Source organism: Burkholderia sp. AU31652, assembly GCF_002223155.1.
In the GTDB taxonomy this organism is placed as follows: Bacteria; Pseudomonadota; Gammaproteobacteria; order Burkholderiales; family Burkholderiaceae; genus Burkholderia.
The window spans coordinates 791255-808927 of the sequence record NZ_NKFG01000003.1 but is presented as its reverse complement, the minus strand read 5'-3'; the positions used below and the strand labels follow the sequence as shown (position 1 = coordinate 808927).

The 17673-nt window shown below is 66.0% G+C and carries 15 protein-coding genes; 10 read left to right on the top strand and 5 right to left on the bottom strand.

Translation table 11 applies throughout. The features are described 5' to 3' along the window. Positions 1-473: 473 nt before the first annotated feature. A complete protein-coding gene (locus tag CFB40_RS06460; protein ID WP_174975749.1) occupies positions 474-1505 on the bottom strand; it encodes an alcohol dehydrogenase catalytic domain-containing protein in 1032 nt (343 codons plus the stop codon). Between the two features lie 84 nt (positions 1506-1589). Here CFB40_RS06460 and CFB40_RS06455 point away from each other — a divergent pair, with 84 nt between their 5' ends. After that, on the top strand, positions 1590-2543 hold the full coding sequence (locus CFB40_RS06455) for a LysR family transcriptional regulator (RefSeq protein ID WP_089430847.1): 954 nt from the start codon (positions 1590-1592) through the stop codon (positions 2541-2543). 28 nt (positions 2544-2571) lie between these two features. On the opposite strand, the gene CFB40_RS06450 is transcribed toward CFB40_RS06455, so the two are convergent. Then, a complete protein-coding gene (locus CFB40_RS06450; RefSeq protein WP_089430846.1) occupies positions 2572-3066 on the bottom strand; it encodes a hypothetical protein in 495 nt (164 codons plus the stop codon). A gap of 248 nt (positions 3067-3314) precedes the next feature. Between CFB40_RS06450 and CFB40_RS06445 the strand changes: the two genes are divergently transcribed. Then, a complete protein-coding gene (locus CFB40_RS06445; RefSeq protein ID WP_089430845.1) occupies positions 3315-4787 on the top strand; it encodes an HD domain-containing phosphohydrolase in 1473 nt (490 codons plus the stop codon). A 61-nt stretch (positions 4788-4848) separates the two neighbouring features. Here the strand turns inward: CFB40_RS06445 and CFB40_RS06440 are convergent, their stop codons facing one another. After that, positions 4849-5559: a response regulator gene (locus CFB40_RS06440; RefSeq protein WP_197523792.1), complete on the bottom strand. Its 711-nt coding sequence runs from the start codon at positions 5557-5559 to the stop codon at positions 4849-4851. A 373-nt stretch (positions 5560-5932) separates the two neighbouring features. On the opposite strand from CFB40_RS06440, the gene CFB40_RS06435 reads away from it, so the two are divergent. From CFB40_RS06435 to CFB40_RS06405, 7 genes are all read left to right on the top strand, one after another. After that, positions 5933-6574 carry an energy transducer TonB gene (locus tag CFB40_RS06435; protein WP_089430844.1) on the top strand — a complete coding sequence of 214 codons (642 nt, stop codon included), beginning with the start codon at positions 5933-5935 and terminating at the stop codon, positions 6572-6574. 56 nt (positions 6575-6630) lie between these two features. After that, entirely contained in the window at positions 6631-7419 is a 789-nt protein-coding gene (locus CFB40_RS06430; protein ID WP_089430843.1) for a MotA/TolQ/ExbB proton channel family protein, read from the top strand. Between the two features lie 3 nt (positions 7420-7422). After that, positions 7423-7854 (top strand): ExbD/TolR family protein, encoded by a 432-nt coding sequence (locus CFB40_RS06425; protein WP_089430842.1) that lies wholly within the window; start codon positions 7423-7425, stop codon positions 7852-7854. A 28-nt stretch (positions 7855-7882) separates the two neighbouring features. Next, positions 7883-8311, top strand: coding sequence for an ExbD/TolR family protein (locus CFB40_RS06420; RefSeq protein ID WP_089430841.1), 429 nt, complete (start codon positions 7883-7885; stop codon positions 8309-8311). A gap of 126 nt (positions 8312-8437) precedes the next feature. Then, the gene (locus CFB40_RS06415; protein ID WP_256976562.1) at positions 8438-9697 is read left to right on the top strand and encodes an MFS transporter; all 1260 of its coding nucleotides are present in this window, start codon (positions 8438-8440) and stop codon (positions 9695-9697) included. Then, positions 9690-10739: a dipeptide epimerase gene (locus CFB40_RS06410; RefSeq protein ID WP_089430839.1), complete on the top strand. Its 1050-nt coding sequence runs from the start codon at positions 9690-9692 to the stop codon at positions 10737-10739. The genes CFB40_RS06415 and CFB40_RS06410 overlap by 8 nt, the downstream gene beginning before the upstream one ends. Positions 10740-10748: 9 nt before the next feature. Beyond that, on the top strand, positions 10749-12410 hold the full coding sequence (locus CFB40_RS06405) for a serine hydrolase domain-containing protein (protein ID WP_089430838.1): 1662 nt from the start codon (positions 10749-10751) through the stop codon (positions 12408-12410). A 33-nt stretch (positions 12411-12443) separates the two neighbouring features. Here CFB40_RS06405 and CFB40_RS06400 read toward each other — a convergent pair whose 3' ends face one another. Then, a complete protein-coding gene (locus CFB40_RS06400) occupies positions 12444-13910 on the bottom strand; it encodes a M81 family metallopeptidase (protein WP_089430837.1) in 1467 nt (488 codons plus the stop codon). 127 nt (positions 13911-14037) lie between these two features. Beyond that, entirely contained in the window at positions 14038-15030 is a 993-nt protein-coding gene (locus CFB40_RS06395; protein ID WP_089424935.1) for an ATP-binding protein, read from the bottom strand. Between the two features lie 264 nt (positions 15031-15294). Here CFB40_RS06395 and CFB40_RS06390 point away from each other — a divergent pair, with 264 nt between their 5' ends. Next, on the top strand, positions 15295-17661 hold the full coding sequence (locus CFB40_RS06390) for a TonB-dependent receptor (RefSeq protein ID WP_089430836.1): 2367 nt from the start codon (positions 15295-15297) through the stop codon (positions 17659-17661). Positions 17662-17673: the final 12 nt, after the last annotated feature.

The following is a 17673-nucleotide window of genomic DNA, read 5'->3' as shown; positions in this document are numbered from 1 at the left end:
TCCACGCTCGATTGTGTCTCACGCTGATTGGGAACGCGCGGCCGGTTGCCGGCCTGCGCGCGGGCTGGCGTGCGGATAGGCACGTCAACCTTGGAAATCTATGCCTTGCGGCGGCGGACGTCGATGCCCAAGCCGCTCGATTGCGGTGAGCAGATTTGCCATGTCGGGTGCGGGAGGGCCGCCAGGCGGGCATGGGCCGGTGGTCTGGCGTCGCCGTGCCGGCGCAAAGCAGGGCCTGACGGGAAATCGCGGATGTCGCTACGACCGATGCCGGGCTACGACCGGATGCGCCGGACAACATCGCCACGCCGCGCCCGATCGGGCGGCAGTCGATGTCAGCGAAACGGCGATCGCGGACGAACGCCGCCGATCGGTGTGGCCAATTCGATCACTGCGCGAATGCGAAGCGCGGCGAGCCTGCCACGCGCGCTTGCCGAGAGATACGTCCCCGCATCTCCCGGCACGCTCGAGCGTCAGTGGCTTTGCGCGGGCGTGAACACGCCGCGAAAGCGCATCTTCCCGGACGCGAGGCGGTCATAGGCATCGGTCGCCTGGTCCAGCGAGAACGTCTCGACGATCGGCTTGACCTTGCCTTTGGCGGCGAGGTCCAGCACCTCGCTCAGGTAACGCAAGCCGCCATGCGTGGAGCCGATGACCTGCTGGCGCATCATGTGGAACGGCTTGCGCTGCGACGCGATCGAGAACGGCTTGCTGAAGTCGAGCCCGCACAGGATCACCCGGCCGTCGACCCGCACGCCCGTCATCGCTTCCTCTGCAGTACTGAACTCGTTGGTCGTGACCAGCAGGACATCCGCGCCGCCCAGATCGCGCAGTTCCGCACCGTTCGCGACGACCCGGTCCGCGCCCAGCCCGATCGCGAGATCGCGCTTGTCGGCCGAATGCGTGATCGCGATGGTCTCGAAGCCGCACGCGCGGGACAGCTGCAGCGCCACGTGCCCCAGCCCGCCGATGCCGAGCACGGCCACCTTCTCGTGCGGTTGCGGCGCCGCATCGCGCAAGCCGCTCCACGTCGTGTAGCCCGCGCACATCATCGGCGCGGCATCGACATAGGCCAGCCCGTCGGGCAACAGCACCGTGCCCTCGGCCGCGACGGCGATGTACTCCGCATGGCCGCCCTGCGATGCGAACCCGGTGGTCCGCGGCGCATCGCAGTTCACGGCCGTCTGGCCGGAAAGCGGGCGATGTTCGCGGCAGTACGGGCAGCGCCCGCACGCGGACTGCACCCACGTCGTGCCGATCCGGTCGCCCACCCGTCGCGCCTGCACGCCCGCGCCCACGTCGACGATTTCACCGACCACCTCGTGGCCCGGTGTCTGCGGATAGATGTCGCCACCGTAGCCCTGCGTGGCCCACACGTCGGTGTAGCACATCCCGGACGCATGCACCTTCACCAGCACCTGCCCCGGCCCGGCTACCGGCATCGGCACTTCCTGCACTTCCCAGGGCCGGTTGGCCCCCGTCATCACGATCGCCTTCATCTTCATTGCCTGCTCCTTGTTCAACCGAACGCAGGGCCTAGTCTAGAAAAGGCGCATTATCATGACAATCTCGCCAATCTTTATGTTACGATGAAATCAGCTCATCAATTGAAAAGCGGCGATCTCTTCTCGCTCAATGTGTTCCTCGCGGCGGCCACGCACCTCAGCTTCCGCACGGCATCGGTCGAGCTCGACGTCACGCCGTCGGCGATCAGTCATTCGATCAAGAGCCTCGAGCAGCGCCTGGGCGTTCGCCTGTTCAATCGCACCACGCGCAGCGTGTCGCTGACGGACGCCGGCGAGCGGCTCGCCGACAAGCTCCGCCCGGCAATCTCGTCGGTCGCGGAGGCGATGCTCGCAGTCGACGGGATGCGCGACACGCCCAGCGGCACCGTCCGCATCAACGCCAGCGAAGGGGCGATCCGCCTCGTGCTGAAGCCGGTGCTCGCGCGCTTCCTGCGCGACTACCCGCAGGTCCACCTCGACATCGTGACCGACGGCAAGCTCGGCGACATCGTCGCCGGCGGCTTCGACGCGGGAATCCGGCTGGCCGAAGCCGTGCCGCAGGACATGATCGCGGTGCGCGTGTCCGATCCGGTGCGGTTCGCCGCCGTCGCGTCGCCGGCCTATTTCGCCGCGCGCGGCCGCCCCGACGTGCCGCAGGATCTGGACCGGCACGACTGCATCCGCTTTCGCTTCGATAGCGGTGCGCTCTACCGCTGGGAATTCGAGCGCCGCGGTGTCGTCGAAACGGTGAACGTCAGCGGCCCGCTCACGCTGACCGACCAGCCGTTGATGGTCGACGCAGCGATCGACGGGATCGGGATCGCCTTCGTGCCCGACCATCTCGTTCGCGATGCGCTGGCCGATGGGCGTCTCGAACGCGTGCTGGCAGACTGGTGCCCGGTCATGCCGGGGCTGTGCCTGTACTACCCCGGTCATCGCCATGTTTCGGGCGGGCTGCGGGCGTTGATCGACATGGTGCGAGTGCGGCCAACACGTACCGACTCGAAAAGCGGCACGGCCGGGCCCGCCGGGCGATGAAGCAATTTAGCGCCCTCGTTCCGCACGTTCAGGCGCGGCTACGATACGACCGAAGCCGCACCAGCTGCACCACCGATCCAAGCACGAAGATGCCCAGCCACGCGGCGAGCGAGCCGCGCACGAGGGGCGACGCGGGGCCATTGGCAAGCGGGTGACCGATCGGCAGCCGCGTCAGCGTCTCGTTGATCCCGGGAACCAGCAACAGAAAGAAGCTGAACGAGAATGCGAACTGGGCCAGGTACCGCCGTGCACGCCCCAGCGCTTCGATGCGCGGCACGAGGAGCCCTCCCGATGTCGCGATCAGCGCCAGGATGCCGAGTGCATGCCCGGCATTGAAACCGCCGGTACTGGACAAGCCGAACGACGTGAACACGGATATCACCATGCCTGCGACGTAAATCCTGGCGGACCGGGTCGCGCTGTCGATCTTCTGATACCGGGCAAAGCTGTAGAGCCCCGCGGCGAACGTCACCAGGCTGACGAGGGTGTGACCGGCACCCAAGGCGGAAATGGGATGAGGCATAAGACGACGACTCCTTCTGACAAGGTGGGCCCCGGTCGCCACGACTCCGGCGACTCCAAAGGCGCAAGGAAGCATTCATGCGGCATGGCATGTCGCTTGCCCCACTTGCAGCCAGATTGTCCCGATCGCTCGGGCCGTCCGGGATCGGTCAAATGACCGACCCCGGACAGCGTCACGCAACGGGGCGCCCGCACCCGCGTGGCGTATGATCGTTCGCTCGTCCCTGCGTTTTTTCCAAGCCGAGCCCGATGTTCGACGCCGACGCCAGCCACGCCACACTGCGCATCTTCGATTCCGCGAGGGCGATCGCCTTCATCGGCGATCTGAGCATGGGACAGCCGACCGACCATTCGCTTCGCACCGCATGGCTGGGTGTACGACTCGCAGGCGCGGCCGGACTGGGCGCGTCCGCGTGCGATACGGTTCGCGAGGTGTCGCTGCTTCGCTGGTCGGGCTGTACGGCGAACGCAGCCGGGTTCGCGCAGGCGTTCGGCGACGACATCGCGATCCGCACGGCGATGCTCGATAACCGGCCCGGCATAGCCGAGGCCATCGGAGGCGCCGCCGCGTCGATGACGCAACTCGCACGGATTCACTGCGAAGTCGCCGGCGAGGTCGCGCGGATACTCGGGCTGTCGACGGCGACCGAAACGGCGCTGCGTCACATTTTCGAAGCCTGGGACGGCAGCGGCTTCCCGGCGCAGCTCGCACGCGAACACGTGCCCGCCGCCGTGCCGGTCGTCGCGCTTGCCGGCGATCTGGAAGTGCTGGGTCGCACGTATGGCGTCGAGCGGGCCCTGGGACTGATCGAACAGCGCGCCGACACGCGATATCCGGCGCACCTCGTCGCGACGACGCTACGTCACGCGCACGCCTGGCTGACGGAACTGGAACGCACGTCGCCGGCCGAGTTCGACATCGCACTGGCGACCTCCGATATGCAACGGACGACTTACGCCGAACTGATCGCCGACATCGTCGACCTGAAAGTGCCGTGGATGACGGGTTTTTCGCGCGCGGTCGCCGTGACGGCGGCCGGGTGTCACGCGCGGCTCAAGGCGGATGACGCCGGGCGTTCGCTCGTCTACCAGGCCGGACTGATTCACGGCATCGGCAGGGCCGCCGTACCCAACGACATCTGGAACCTGCCCACGGCGTTGCCCGCAAGCGCGTGGGAGAAGGTGCGGCTGGTACCGTACTGGACGGAGCGCGCCGGCAAACAGTCCGGCGCGCTGCGCCACGCCGCGCTGCTGGCATCGCATGCTTACGAACGGCTGGACGGTTCGGGGTATTTTCGCGGCGCACATGCGCCTGCGCTGACACTGGAAGCACGCGTGCTGGCGGCATCCGTCGCGTGGGTCGCACTGCGATCGCCGCGCCCCTGGCGTGCCGCGATGACCGACGACGCGGCCGCCCGTCTGTTGCAGGACGAGGTCGCAGACGGCAGGTTGTGCGGCGAAGCGGTCGGTGTGCTGACGTCGGCAGGCAGCCCCGTCGCCAGACGCGTCTCCCGAAGTGCATCCTCCGGCGCCGGCCTGTCCGAGCGGGAGATCGACGTGCTGCGTGTGATCTCGCGCGGCGCGAGCAACAAGGAGGCCGCGCGGGAACTGACCATCAGCCCGAGCACGGTGCGCACGCACATCGAAAGCGTGTTCCGCAAGCTCGGATGTTCGACACGCGCGGCAGCGACGCTCAAGGCGTCGGCAATGGGCCTGATCTGAATGACGCATCAGGCGTCGTGCCTGAACCGTACTCGGTCCGTGCAATCAGCCGCACGCACACCTAACGATGACCGACATCCAGCATGTACCCTTCCCCGCGAATCGTGCGAATCAGGCGCGGCTCCTTGATGTCCTCGCGCAACTTCTGACGCAAGCGTGATATCTGCACGTCGATGCTGCGGTCGAACGTGTCGATCGACTTGCCGCGCGCGGTATCCATCAGGTATTCGCGGCTCAGTACTCGCCCCGGCGCGGCGAGGAACGCATTGAGCAGGCGAAATTCCGCGTTCGACAACGGAATGACCGTGTTGTCGGCCGCAATCAGGTGGCGGCCGATCTGGTGAAGCCGCCATCCGGCGAAGCGGCTTTCCTCCTGCGCCCGCGTCCGGCCCTGCGTTTGCGCACGCACGCGGCGCAGGATCGTCTGGATGCGCGCGACCAGTTCACGCGGCTCGAACGGCTTGACGATGTAGTCGTCGGCACCGAGTTCCAGCCCGACGATCCGGTCGGTCATCTCGCCGCGCGCGGTCAGGATGATCAACGGAATCTCCGAGGTCGCACGAATCTCGCGGCAGAGATTGAGGCCGTCGTCGTCCGGCAGCATCAGGTCGAGCACCACGAGATCGAAGCCGCCCTCGCCGAGCGCGTGATGCATTTCCGCGCCGCTGCCGGCTTGCGCAGTCGTCATGCCGAAGTCTGCCAGGCAGTCGCACAACAGGCTGCGAATCTGCGAGTCGTCGTCGACGACGAGAATACGAATCGCTTTGTTCACGGCGTCTTGTCTCCGATGTTGCGGCGGTGAGATGTGCCCCACACTCATTATTGCCCGTCAATATAAGGGCTTTTTGCACGAATTGTTGCAGCGTTGAAATAATTGCCCCGCACCTTGCCCCACAAGGTCGTCCGGAACGATCGGGATGCCTGACGAGCGCTCACGTCATGGATAACCCGCCCGGTATTTTCCCGAAGAAACGCCGCTCGGCATCGTCCGCCTTCGCCGCTCCGTCTGGTTTCTCGACTCCCGCCGCGACATGGCCCATCCGGAAAGACTTTGTGTCAGCGCCGATACAAAGCCGATATGAACCAGAAATGCCCGGGTTTTAACGTGGCTCCCAAGTCATATCGACGCAGGAGACACGCGGGACATGAACTACGCACAACCCAAGCCACCTGTCCGGCGCATTGGCGGCATCGCCTTCGTGGTCGGATTGCATGCGGTGATCGTCTACGCACTGCTCACCGGTCTCGCGACGAAAGTCGTGGACGTGATTCGCCAGCCGATCGAGACGCGCATCATCGAAGAGATCAAGCCGCCGCCCCCTCCACCACCACCACCGCCGAAGCACATCGCACCGCCGCCGCCGAAGCACGTCGCGCCCCCGCCGCCGTTCGTGCCGCCCCCGGAAGTGCGCGTCGCGGCACCGCCGTCGCCGAACGCGATCGCCGCGCAATCGACCACGCCCGCGCCGTCGGCCCCCGTCGCGCCGCCCGCGCCGCCCGCCGCTGCGGCGCCGGTGTCGACGAGCGTCGGCGTGGTGTGTCCCAACTCGACGCAGGTTCGCGCCGCCATTCGCTATCCGCGTGAAGCGCTCAAGGACAACCTGACCGGCGACGTCGTCGTGTCGTTCGTGGTCGGCACCGACGGCAACGTCAAGGACCTGAGCGTGACCCAGTCGGCCGCGCCCGTTCTCGACCGGGCCGCGGAAAACGCCGTGCGGCAGTTCCACTGCGTCGCACAGGGCGAGGAAGTCCGCGTGCAGGTGCCCTTCTCTTTCAAGCTCGATTGAGGCTGCCCTCGACAGCCGTTCCCTTTCCACTTGGCAACGCATTTCAGGAGACGTTCATGCTCAACCGAACCCGCAAGGCCGCCCTCGCGACGGCACTGTTCCTCGCGGCCAGCGCCGCCCACGCCACCACCGACACGGTGACGAATCCCTACGGTCTCGATGCGCTCTGGAAAGGCGGGGATTTCATTGCACGCGGCACGCTGCTCATCCTGGTCGTCATGTCCATGGGCAGCTGGTACATCATCGTCGCGAAACTGCTCGAGCAAACGCGTGTGCTGCGCCGCGCGAAGGCAGCGGAGGCAGGATTCTGGAAAGCAGGCAGTCTCAGCGAAGGCACGAAAAAGCTGGACGCCGGCAGCCCGTTCCGCTTCATCGCCGAAACAGGTCTCGCGGCGTTCGACCATCACGAAGGCGCGCTGGTCGAACAGGTCGATCTCAACCAGTGGGTCGCGGCGGCCATCGAGCGGGCGACCACGTCCGTCTCGAGCCGCCTGCAGGACGGCCTCGCGTTTCTCGGCACCGTCGGTTCGACCGCGCCGTTCATTGGCCTGTTCGGCACGGTGTGGGGCATCTATCACGCGCTGACGGCGATCGGCATCGCGGGCCAGGCCTCCATCGACAAGGTCGCGGGGCCGGTCGGCGAGGCGCTGATCATGACCGCGATCGGCCTGGCCGTCGCCGTGCCCGCCGTGCTCGGCTACAACTGGCTCGTGCGCCGCAATAAGGCGGTGATGGAACGCGTGCGCGGGTTTTCGACGGAACTGCACATCGTCATCCTGACCGGCACGACCACGGCCGGGGCCGCCGCCGCGACCAAGGCCGCCGCCCTCACCCGCGTGGGGTGAGCCATGGCCATGACCACGGGCCCGCGCGACGGCGCCGAGCACGACGAGACCATGTCGTCCATCAACACGACGCCGCTGGTCGACGTGATGCTGGTGCTGCTGATCATCTTCCTCATCACGATTCCGGTGGTGTCGCACACCGTGCCGGTCACGCTGCCCAAGGAAGCCGTGCAGCCGCTGCACACGACGCCGCAGAACGTGATTCTCGCCGTGACGAAAGAAGGCGACGTGTTCTGGGACGAACGGCGCGTGCCCGATGCGGCAACGCTCGTCGAGAAACTCAAGGCGGTTGCCGTGCAGTCGCCGCAACCCGAAGTCCACATCCGCGGCGACCTCGACGCGCGCTACGCCGCCATCGGCCGGGTCGTGTTTGCCTGCCAGCGGGCGGGCATCGTCAAGGTCGACTTCATCACCGAACCGCCGCCGCGCCAATGATCCCTTCATACCGACCAGGAGACCCGACATGGCCATGACGATGCCCACCGGCAACGCCGACGAAGCCGACGTGATGATCGAGATCAACACCACGCCGCTCATCGACGTGATGCTGGTCCTGCTCATCATGCTGATCCTCACCATTCCGATACAGACGAACGCGGTCAAGCTGGACATGCCGACCGGCGCACCGCCGTCGCAACCGCGGACACCGCCGGTGGTGCAGATCGATATCGCGGCCGACGGCGCCATCGCATGGAACGGCGAGACGCTAAGTTCGCGCGAGCAACTGGAAACGCGCTTGCACGACGTCGCCGTCGGCCCCGCGCCGACCGAACTGCATTTGCGGCCCGACAAGGCGGCGCCTTACCGCGCCGTCGCCATGGTCATGGCGTCCGCGCAGCGGCTCGGCGCGAACCGCATCGGGCTCGTGGGCAACGAGCAGTTCATGCAGTAACCGCCTTCTCATCACGGAGCCCTCATGTTCGACTCCAACCCCGACGTGCTCGCCCCCGTGGCGGCCTCGAGCCCGCCATCGGATTCACCGGCCGGGCCACGCGCCTGGTTCGGTCTCGCGATACTCGTGATCGTGGCGTTCTTCGCGTTCGTCGATCGTCAGATGCTGATCCTGCTGACGGAACCCATCCGCCACGATTTCGGGCTGACCGACACGCAAATCGGCCTGATGCAAGGCGCAGGCATCGCCCTGTTCGCCGGCGTGGCATCGTTGCCGATCGGCTGGGTCGCCGATCGCGTGGACCGCCGTGTCGTGCTGGTTGCGTGCGTCCTCGTCTGGAGCGCCGCCACCGCGATCTGCGGCATGACCACCCACTTCTGGCAGTTGTTCATCGCCACCGTCGGGCTGGGGATCGGCGAAGCCGGACTGGTGCCGGTGATCTACGGCCTGATTCCCGATCTGTTCCCTGCGCGCCAGCGCGTGCTCGCCAATGCGATCTTCGCGCTCGCCAACCTGTTGGGCTCGGGGGCGGGGATGGCGCTCGGCGGCGCACTGATGCACGGCATCGCGGCGGCGCACGGCGCGTTGCCAGCGGGACTCGCCGATCTCGAACCGTGGCGGCTCGCGTTCCTTGCCGTTGCGTTGCCCGCACCCGTTTTGGCCGTGCTGGTTCTGCTCATTCGACCCGGCAAGCACGGCGATACGGAAGCAGCCACCGCGCGTCACCGGACTTCCGCGCCGCTGCCCTCCGCACCGGTCTACTTCCGGCGCGAAGCCCTCATGATGCTCAAGTTCTTCGGCGCCATCGGGCTGGTCAACCTGTCGTTCGGCGGTGTCGCGACATGGATGCCGGTCGTGGCGGTGCGCACCTTCGGCGCGACACCGGCTGAAGCCGGCGGCGGCATGGGCGTGGCGGCAATGGCCGGCGGCATCGCGGGTTGCGTGCTCAGCGGACTCGTTGCCGGCCGCATGCGAGCGCGCTTCGGCGTGCTCGCGCCATTGCGTGTGTGTGAATGTGGCGCGCTGGTCGCCGGCGGCCTATCCTTCCTCTATCTGGCCGTGGGCTCGCTCACGCCGGTCTACGCGCTCTTCGGCGCACAGCTCGCCTGCATGGTCGCGGGCATGGTGCTGTTTCCCACCCTCATGCAGAACATCTGCCCTGCCCACCTGCGCTCGCGCGTGGCGGCGATCGGCGCCCTGACGTCGATCGTCGTGCAGTCCGGCAGCCCCGTGTTCATCGGGTTCATGTCGGATCGTCTGCATGCGTTCAGCCAGGGCTTGCTGTGGTCGATCGTCTGCGTGGCGGCGTTCGGCTTCTTTGCCGCCTGCCTGTTGATGCGCGCGGCGGGCCGCGGTGTGCGCGACGCAATCGAACGCTATGCGTGATTCCCTTCGTCCTTCCGCTCCCATGTCACCCTGCCCGCTCTCACTCTCGCTGCGTATCGAACGTTGGCCGTTGGCCGCTCCGTTCCATATCACCGGCCACGTCATCGACGCCGCTCGCCTCGTGAGCGTGACCGTCGACGACGGGCACCACGCCGGCAACGGCGAAGCCTCCGGGGTCTTTTACTTCGGTGAAACGCCGGAATCCATCGCCGCGCAAATCGAGCGCGTCCGACCATCGATCGAAGCGGGCATCACGCGAGAGCGATTGCTCGACGTATTGCCGCCCGGCGGCGCACGCAATGCAGTCGATGCGGCATTGTGGGCGCTCGAATCTCAACGGCAAGCGATGCCTGTCTGGCGCATCGCGGGCCTCTCCGAGCCACGCCCGTTGCGGACCACGATGACGATCGGCGTGGATACGCCGAATGCCATGGCCGGGGCCGCGCAGAGATTGCGCCACGCGCGGGCGCTGAAGGTCAAGCTGGACGGCAGCGCCGCCGACGCCGTGCGCCTCTTCGCCATCCGTGACATGCGCCCGGAAATACCGCTCGCCGTCGATGCGAACCAGGGCTGGTCGCGCGCGCACTTCGACACGATGCTCCCCGTGCTGCAACAGCTTGACGTCCGCATGCTCGAACAGCCGTTTGCGATCGGTGCGGACGCCTGTCTCGAAGCAATCGATTGTCCGGTCCCGCTCGCGGCCGACGAATCGTTTCAGGATCTCGGCGACCTGTCCGCCGTCGCGCGCCGTTATGACATCGTCAACCTCAAGCTCGACAAATGCGGCGGCCTGACGCGCGCGTTCGACCTTGCCGCGCGGGTACGCGAAGCGGGCTTGTCCGTGATGGTCGGTTGCATGGCAGGCACCTCGCTGGCGATCGCCCCCGCGTTTCTGCTCGGGCAACTGTGCGATCACGTCGATCTCGACGGACCGATCTTCCTCGCACGCGATCGCGAGCCGGGTGTCGCGTACATCGACGGCCTGCTGCACTGCCCGTCCAACGTCTGGGGCCACGCTGGCCCCCCTGCCTCCTCTCGCTGAGCCATCGACATGACATCCGACTCATCCACCACGACGACGCAGCTCGACGCGCTGTTCGCGCGTTATCGCCGCGCCGATGCACCCGGATTGATCGCCGGCATCGTCCATCGCGACCAACTGCTGTATCGGCGCGGTTTCGGCATGGCCAGCCTCGAACACGGCATCGCCAACACGCCGGCCACCCGCATGCGCATCGGCTCGGTCAGCAAGCATGTCACTTGCCTCGCCGTGCTGCTCCTGTGCGAGCGCGGCGCGCTCGACGCCGATGCCCCCATCGGCACGTATCTGCCGGAGCTGCCGCCGGCCGCCGGCCGACCGACGCTGCGGCAGTTGATGTCGCATCGCGGCGGGCAGCGATGCGCGCTGGACCTTGCGCTCCTGACGCAGGGTCTCGCGATGTCACCGCCTGGCGCGTACCTCGCATCGCAGCAACGTCAACACGACGAAAATTTTCCGCCGGGAGAACGCATGATGTATTCGAACGGCGGCTATCACCTGCTTTCGCTTGCCGTCGAACGTGCGAGCGGAATGGCGTTCGACGCGTTTCTCGCGACCCAGCTCTTCGCGCCCCTGCTCATGCATGACACCGCGTGCGTGCCCAACGACATGACGATCGAGCACGGCATCGCGACGATGCATGTGCCTGACAGCATGGGCGGATTCCGGCGCGGCATCTTTCCGACGTGGGAACTGCTCGGCGAAGGCTCGATCGTCTCGACCGTCGACGACATGCTGCGATGGACCGCGCACCTGCGATGCAGCGAGAAGATCGTCGGCAACGCCGACACCTGGCGCCAGATGCTGGCGTTGCCCGCATTCTCCAGCGGTCTGCGTAGTCAATACTCGCTCGGTCTCACGCAGAGCACCTATCGCGGTGTCGAGCTGATACAGCATTCCGGTGGCGTCGTAGGTGGAACTTGCCAGATGCTGGTATCGGTGGCACATGGGCTCGACGTCGTATTGCTCAGCAACGGCGCGCTCGACGCACCGCTCGAACTGTCGAAGCGTGTGGTCGATATCGTGCTGGCGGACGAGCTGGATGGCGATGGCCCGCCTGTCGCGGCGCGCGCCGCAGATCACGCAGCACGCCTCGGCCGCTACCGGTCGGCCCGCAGCGGCGCCGTGTATGCACTGGAGGATCACGAAGGCGCGCTGGTGTTGGCGGGCCCCCTTTGCCCCAGACGCTCGATGACGCTCTACGACAGCGCCGATGAACTGAACGACGTCCAGGTCGAAGCGAGCGGCGACGGTCTGTTGGCGCTGCGGTGGGGATCATCCTGCACACCGAACGATCTCTCGAGCCTGCGCATCGTGCATTGCGGCCACGTCGACACGTTCGCACGCGTCGGCGAAGCGCCCGCGATGACGCCGGATCTCGTCGCCGCGATGTCCGGCGTATTCGCAAGCCACGACGCCGATGCCCACGCGATCATTCGGCTCGACAACGAAGCCCTCATTCTTCGCCTGCACGGCGCGGTGGGCCGTTGCGACTACCGCCTCACGCCATTGGCCCACGATGCTTTCGAACTGGTGCCGATTGATCCAGTAAACATCACGACCGGAATGCTTACGTTGACGCGCGACGCAACGCGCGGCGACGTGACCGGCTTTCGCGTCGATACGCCGCGCACCCGGCATCTGGCCTTCACACGGGTACACGCCGACGCCTGACGCTGGCCGGCGTCGGTTGACGCCGGCACGTATTCACTTCACCGACGCAAACGGATTCGACACGCGCGGCCAGTAGTTGAGGTCACGAAGCCGATAGTCCAGTTCGGCGAAGTTCATCGAGAGCGCCCCTGGCGCGGCGATATGGAAGACGGCCTTCGAACGCGGCGCGAAGTCGGTCTGGAAATGCTGCGTCGATTTCACGACCACCAGCTTCTTGCCGGCAAAGTCGATGCCAAGGCCGGTGAATGCGTCCACGCCGAGCACCTGGGTGCGAACCGATATCAGCGCGATGTCGAGCCCGTTGTCCGCTTCCACCCACACCGCCCGGCCGAGCGGTTGCTCGAGGCCCATGATGCTTTGCGTATGCCGCTCGACCACGTTGCGGACGGTGACGCGCAGGTCCACCGGTTCTCCGGAGTACACACTGCATTTGCCGCCGATGCGCAGATTCAGCGTGGCCCCGACACCCGCGTCCTTGCAGATCTGGATAGCACCGAGATCCCAGAAACACCCGATCGCAACATTCGCAATCTGTCGCTCGACCACGCGACGCAGAATGAACGTGCTGTCGCACGGCGCGCCACCGCCGGGATTGTCAGCGACATCCGCCAGCACGACCGGGCCGCCCTCGACCGCCAGCGCGCGATCCAGCCCGGCCTCGATATCGAGCCATGCAGGGCGTGTCGCGTCGCGCAACGCCCAGAACTCGCGCGCCAGTTGCGCCGCCAGCGCGTCGGCCTTGGCGAGATCGTCGTCCGTCACCACCCAGAGTTTCGCGCCGGCTTCCGGCACGTCGCCCCACGGAAACCCATGGCCGAGCGACACCGACAGCACGCCGTCGCGCCCTTCGAACGACTGCATACGCCGGACGAACCCCGCCATCGGTTCGCTGGTGGTGTGCCAGGCACCGACCATTCGGCAATCGAACACGCCGATCGTCGGACGGATGCGTCCGGCAGCCATATCGAGCGTCAGTCGATAGGCGTCGCGCGCCCGCTCGACGGCGTCGATATGCGGATACTCCTTGTAAGCGATCAGGACATCGGCCGACGCCTTCATCAATTGCGTGAAATGACAATGCGGGTCGAGCGTGACCGAGATCGGAACGTCGGGGCCAACAATGGCGCGCACGCCGGCGAGCAGGTCGCCTTCGCAATCGTCGTAGCCTTCCGCCACCATCGCGCCGTGCAGCAGCAGAATCACGGCATCCAGCGGCAAGGCGGCCTTTACGCCATCGAGAATGTCGTCCCTCAGGGACTCGTAGACCGCGCGAATCGTGCGGCCTGACGGCTGGGCTTCGGCACACAGGCCTTCGACGATGTCGTGACCGTCGGCCTGCGCGAGGCGCCGCACTTCCGCGAGCACATGCCCCACGCCGTCGGGCTCGCGCACACTCGCGTCGCCGTGAAAGATCGTGTTCTCTTCGAAGCCGCCCCATCCGGTCGGGCACGGGGCAAAGGTATTGGTTTCCGTCGAAAGCTGAGCCGTGAATATTTTCATGACGAGGTCTGCCGAATGGGATTGAAGGGTGTGAAACGACTATAAGCACCCGCCATTTCCGCTTTGTGAGCAGTCTGTATCAAGCGTGAAACAGAGCAGTGCCAACGGTCGATCCGGGCCGTTATCCCTATCGACGCGGCAACGTGACCTGTGCGACCAGCCCGCCTTCCGGAGCGTTGCGCAACACCAGCTCCCCGCCGTGACGCTTCACGACGTCGTTCGCGATGGCGAGGCCCAGCCCCGTCCCGCCCGTGTTCCGGTTGCGCGAACTTTCCACCCGGTAGAACGGCTCCAGCGCGCGCTCCAGTTGCGACTCCGGGATGCCCGGGCCGTGATCGACGATCTGGATTCGCACGCACGACGGTGCGTCGATCAGGCGGATGTGCGCGTCTTCACCGTATCGAATCGCGTTGGCGACCAGATTCGTCAGGCAGCGCTTGAGGCCCAGCGGTTGCGCCGAGATCGGCGGCACCTCACCACTGATCGTCACTTTTTGACCGTGTTCGGCCGCATCTTCCGCGATGGCATCCACCAGTGCATTGATATCGACCGGACTGAATTCCTCGACCACCTCTTCATTGCGCAGGAACGACAGGGTGGCTTCCAGAAGCTGCGTCATCTCGTCGATGTCGTCCCTGATCCGTTCGCTCAATTCGGCATCCTGAGCGGAGCGAAGACGTAGCTTCATGCGCGTCAGCGGCGTGCGCAAATCGTGCGATACGGCGGCGAGGAAGCGGTTGCGCTCACTCATTTGCCGCCGCAGCGAGGCCTGCATCGTGTTGAACACGCTGGCGGCCTGACGTGCCTCGACAGGACCGATTTCCCGGATGGGCGGCGCATCGATATTCCTCGACAGTTCGGCGGCCCCCACGGCCAGCGTTCGGAACGGGGCGGCCAGCATGCGCGCGCCGATCCAGGACGAGATCAGCGCGGGCATCACCTGGATCATCACCGCGGCGCCCCACTGCAACGCCGCGCTCATCCCCGGCGGCGGCTTGAAGGGCGCGGTGCTGTAGAGCTTGAAGAGCAGCAGGCCGGCACTGATCTGCATCACGAGGATGATCGAGATCATCACGAAGAACAGGCGATAGAAAGCCGAATCGAAGCGGGGTTTGTGCATGGTCCTGGCCGACGGCGAGCGATGGCGTCGATTATCGCCCGTGAATGTAGGGGCCATGTGAGCCCTTTATTGCAAACCTGAAACAAGTCTTCGTCCCGGTTTTGCACCGCGTCGGCCGGCGTGGCGGCCCCGCTCCGTCATCGATCGTTTGTATCAGCACCGATACAAACGCCACATGAACCAGAAATAACCGGCACTTACCGTTCACCCTGAGTTGCGCTACACGGCATCGCGTTCAGTCGATTGCAAAACCAGGAGGAGACGATGGTGAAGATGAAAAACCGGACGAAGCGCGCGGCGGGCTCGGCAACGTTACCGCTGCGACACGGCGGGCGTTACGCCCCCCTCTTCGTCGGCCCCGTATTCGGGTTGGCATCGTTGGGCGTGCACGCGCAGGAACACGCGCAAACGCCCGCGACGACGCAACAGGTCGCCGCGCCTGATGCGGCGTCCAACGCGACGCCTGCCGCCGCTGCGCCGAATCCCCCTCCGGCCGAGGTGACGAAGGTGCAAGGCAACGGTGGCGCGACGCTCAACACCGTCGTCGTGACCGCGACACGCCGACGCGAACCGGCTCGCGAAGTCCCCATGCAGGTCAATGTATTGTCGGCCGACGAGCTGCAGAAGAGCGGCGCGAAAACGATGTCCGACTTCCTGTCCTCGGAGCCGGGCGTCGACTTGAACGCCAGCGGCGGCAGCGGGTCGGGGCAAGTCAGTATTCGCGGCGTGACGACCGGTGTTCAGACGGGGCCGACCGTCGGCATGTATGTCGACGACGTCGCGTTCGGCGGCAGCACGCTGTTCTCCCAAAGCGCGACGTTCTCGCTCGACATGAGCCTGCTCGACCTCAACCACGTCGAAATCCTGCGAGGTCCGCAGGGCACGTTGTATGGCGCGGGTGCGATGGGCGGCTTGCTGAAATACGTGACCAACGAACCGGACCCGAGTCAGTTTTCCGGGCAGGTCGGCACCGGCGTATCGGGAACGGCGCATGGCGGTGTGAGCGGGACGGCCAACGCGGCGTTGAATATCCCGCTGAAGACCGACGTTGCCGCACTGCGCGTCTCCGTGTTCGGGCAGCACGATGGCGGGTATGTCGACGCAGTGGGCCCCAAGGCGGACACCCACATCGATCGCGGCGACACCTACGGTGCTCGCGCGTCGCTGCTGCTGACGCCCACCCGCGATCTGACGGTCCGGCTGACCGCGCTCTCGCAGAACATCAATCGCAACGATCCGAACTACGTTGAATATGGCGCCGACGGCAAGCCGGTCTGGGGGGACCTGACCACGCGACAGTTCGCCCCGCAGCCCTTTCATCAAAACATCCAGCTCTATTCGGCCGGGATCGAATACGAGCTCGGCTGGGCGCGCCTGAACTCGATCACGTCGTATCAAAGGATCAACACGAGTGCGCCGCAGGACCTGACCGGTGTCTACGGGCCGCTATTTGCCGCCCAGGGGCTGAACCTGGGTTCGGTGGTCGCCAAGGATGTGGCCACCACGAACAAGGTGACCCAGGAGTTTCGCCTGACTTCGCCGGGCAACCAGCGACTCGAATGGCTGGCCGGCCTCTTCTATACGCACGAGCGCAGCCATTCGAGCGAGGGCTTTCTGACGACCTTGCCCGATGGCTCGCCCGGCCCGGACCTGTCGGAGCTCCAGGCGCCCAGCACGTACAACGAGTACGCGGCATACGGCGACCTGACTTATCACCTGACGCCGCGCCTTTCGCTGACCGGCGGCGTGCGGATCGCCCACAATACCCAGACCTACGAACAGACGACCTACGGCACGCTCGCCGGCCCGACACAGACCATCTCGGCACCGTCGTCGGACACCAGCAAGACCTACATGTTCACCGCGCGCTATGCGCTGACCGCCAACAGCAATGCGTATGTCCGCATCGCCAGCGGATACCGGCCCGGTGGCCCGAATGCCCTGCTGATCGATCCGCTCACCGGCATGCGCGCAGCGGGCAGCCCGACCTTCGCACCCGACACGCTGTGGAGCTATGAGGCGGGCTACAAGGCCGACCTGCTCGACAAGCGGCTGTCGCTGGAAACGTCGGTCTACGACATCGAGTGGAAGAACATCCAGCAGCTCGGCACGGTCGATGGCGTCAATCAGGTCATCAACGCCGGCAACGCGCGCATCAAGGGCCTGGAGTTCTCCGGCACGTTCCGCCCCACCCCGCACTGGAACTTCAGTGCGAACCTGTCGCTCATCGACGCCAGCCTGACGAGCGGCAACGCTAACGCGGGGACGACGGCGGGCGCGCCATTGCCGAACTCGGCCAAGGTCGCCGCCACGCTCTCGGGCACCTATCTGTTCAGCGCGCAAGGGTATCCGTCGTATGCGGGTGTGACCCAACGCTTTGTCGGCCGACGTCATAGCGGGTTCGACGCCAGCTCGGGCCGGCCGGATTATCCGTTGCCGGGCTACGCGATCACGGATCTGCAAGCGGGCGTGGATTTCAGGAAGTTCAGCCTGGCGTTCTACGTTCGCAACCTGTTCGACCGGCGCGCGTTGATCGCGGCCGGCACGTCGCTGATACCGATGGGCGGCCCGGCGCTCGTCAGCGTGATTCAGCCCCGCACGATCGGCGCGGCGCTGACCGTTCCGTTCTAGATCATATGGATA

Bases quoted from the DNA above. Each gene is read 5' to 3' on its own strand.
- CFB40_RS06400 (WP_089430837.1), bottom strand. From the start codon at position 13,910: ATGAAAATATTCACGGCTCAGCTTTCGACGGAAACCAATACCTTTGCC.
- CFB40_RS06390 (WP_089430836.1), top strand. From the start codon at position 15,295: ATGGTGAAGATGAAAAACCGGACGAAGCGCGCGGCGGGCTCGGCAACG.
- CFB40_RS06450 (WP_089430846.1), bottom strand. From the start codon at position 3,066: ATGCCTCATCCCATTTCCGCCTTGGGTGCCGGTCACACCCTCGTCAGC.
- CFB40_RS06405 (WP_089430838.1), top strand. From the start codon at position 10,749: ATGACATCCGACTCATCCACCACGACGACGCAGCTCGACGCGCTGTTC.
- CFB40_RS06455 (WP_089430847.1), top strand. From the start codon at position 1,590: ATGAAATCAGCTCATCAATTGAAAAGCGGCGATCTCTTCTCGCTCAAT.
- CFB40_RS06410 (WP_089430839.1), top strand. From the start codon at position 9,690: ATGCGTGATTCCCTTCGTCCTTCCGCTCCCATGTCACCCTGCCCGCTC.
- CFB40_RS06430 (WP_089430843.1), top strand. From the start codon at position 6,631: ATGCTCAACCGAACCCGCAAGGCCGCCCTCGCGACGGCACTGTTCCTC.
- CFB40_RS06460 (WP_174975749.1), bottom strand. From the start codon at position 1,505: ATGAAGATGAAGGCGATCGTGATGACGGGGGCCAACCGGCCCTGGGAA.
- CFB40_RS06420 (WP_089430841.1), top strand. From the start codon at position 7,883: ATGGCCATGACGATGCCCACCGGCAACGCCGACGAAGCCGACGTGATG.
- CFB40_RS06445 (WP_089430845.1), top strand. From the start codon at position 3,315: ATGTTCGACGCCGACGCCAGCCACGCCACACTGCGCATCTTCGATTCC.
- CFB40_RS06435 (WP_089430844.1), top strand. From the start codon at position 5,933: ATGAACTACGCACAACCCAAGCCACCTGTCCGGCGCATTGGCGGCATC.
- CFB40_RS06425 (WP_089430842.1), top strand. From the start codon at position 7,423: ATGGCCATGACCACGGGCCCGCGCGACGGCGCCGAGCACGACGAGACC.
- CFB40_RS06395 (WP_089424935.1), bottom strand. From the start codon at position 15,030: ATGCACAAACCCCGCTTCGATTCGGCTTTCTATCGCCTGTTCTTCGTG.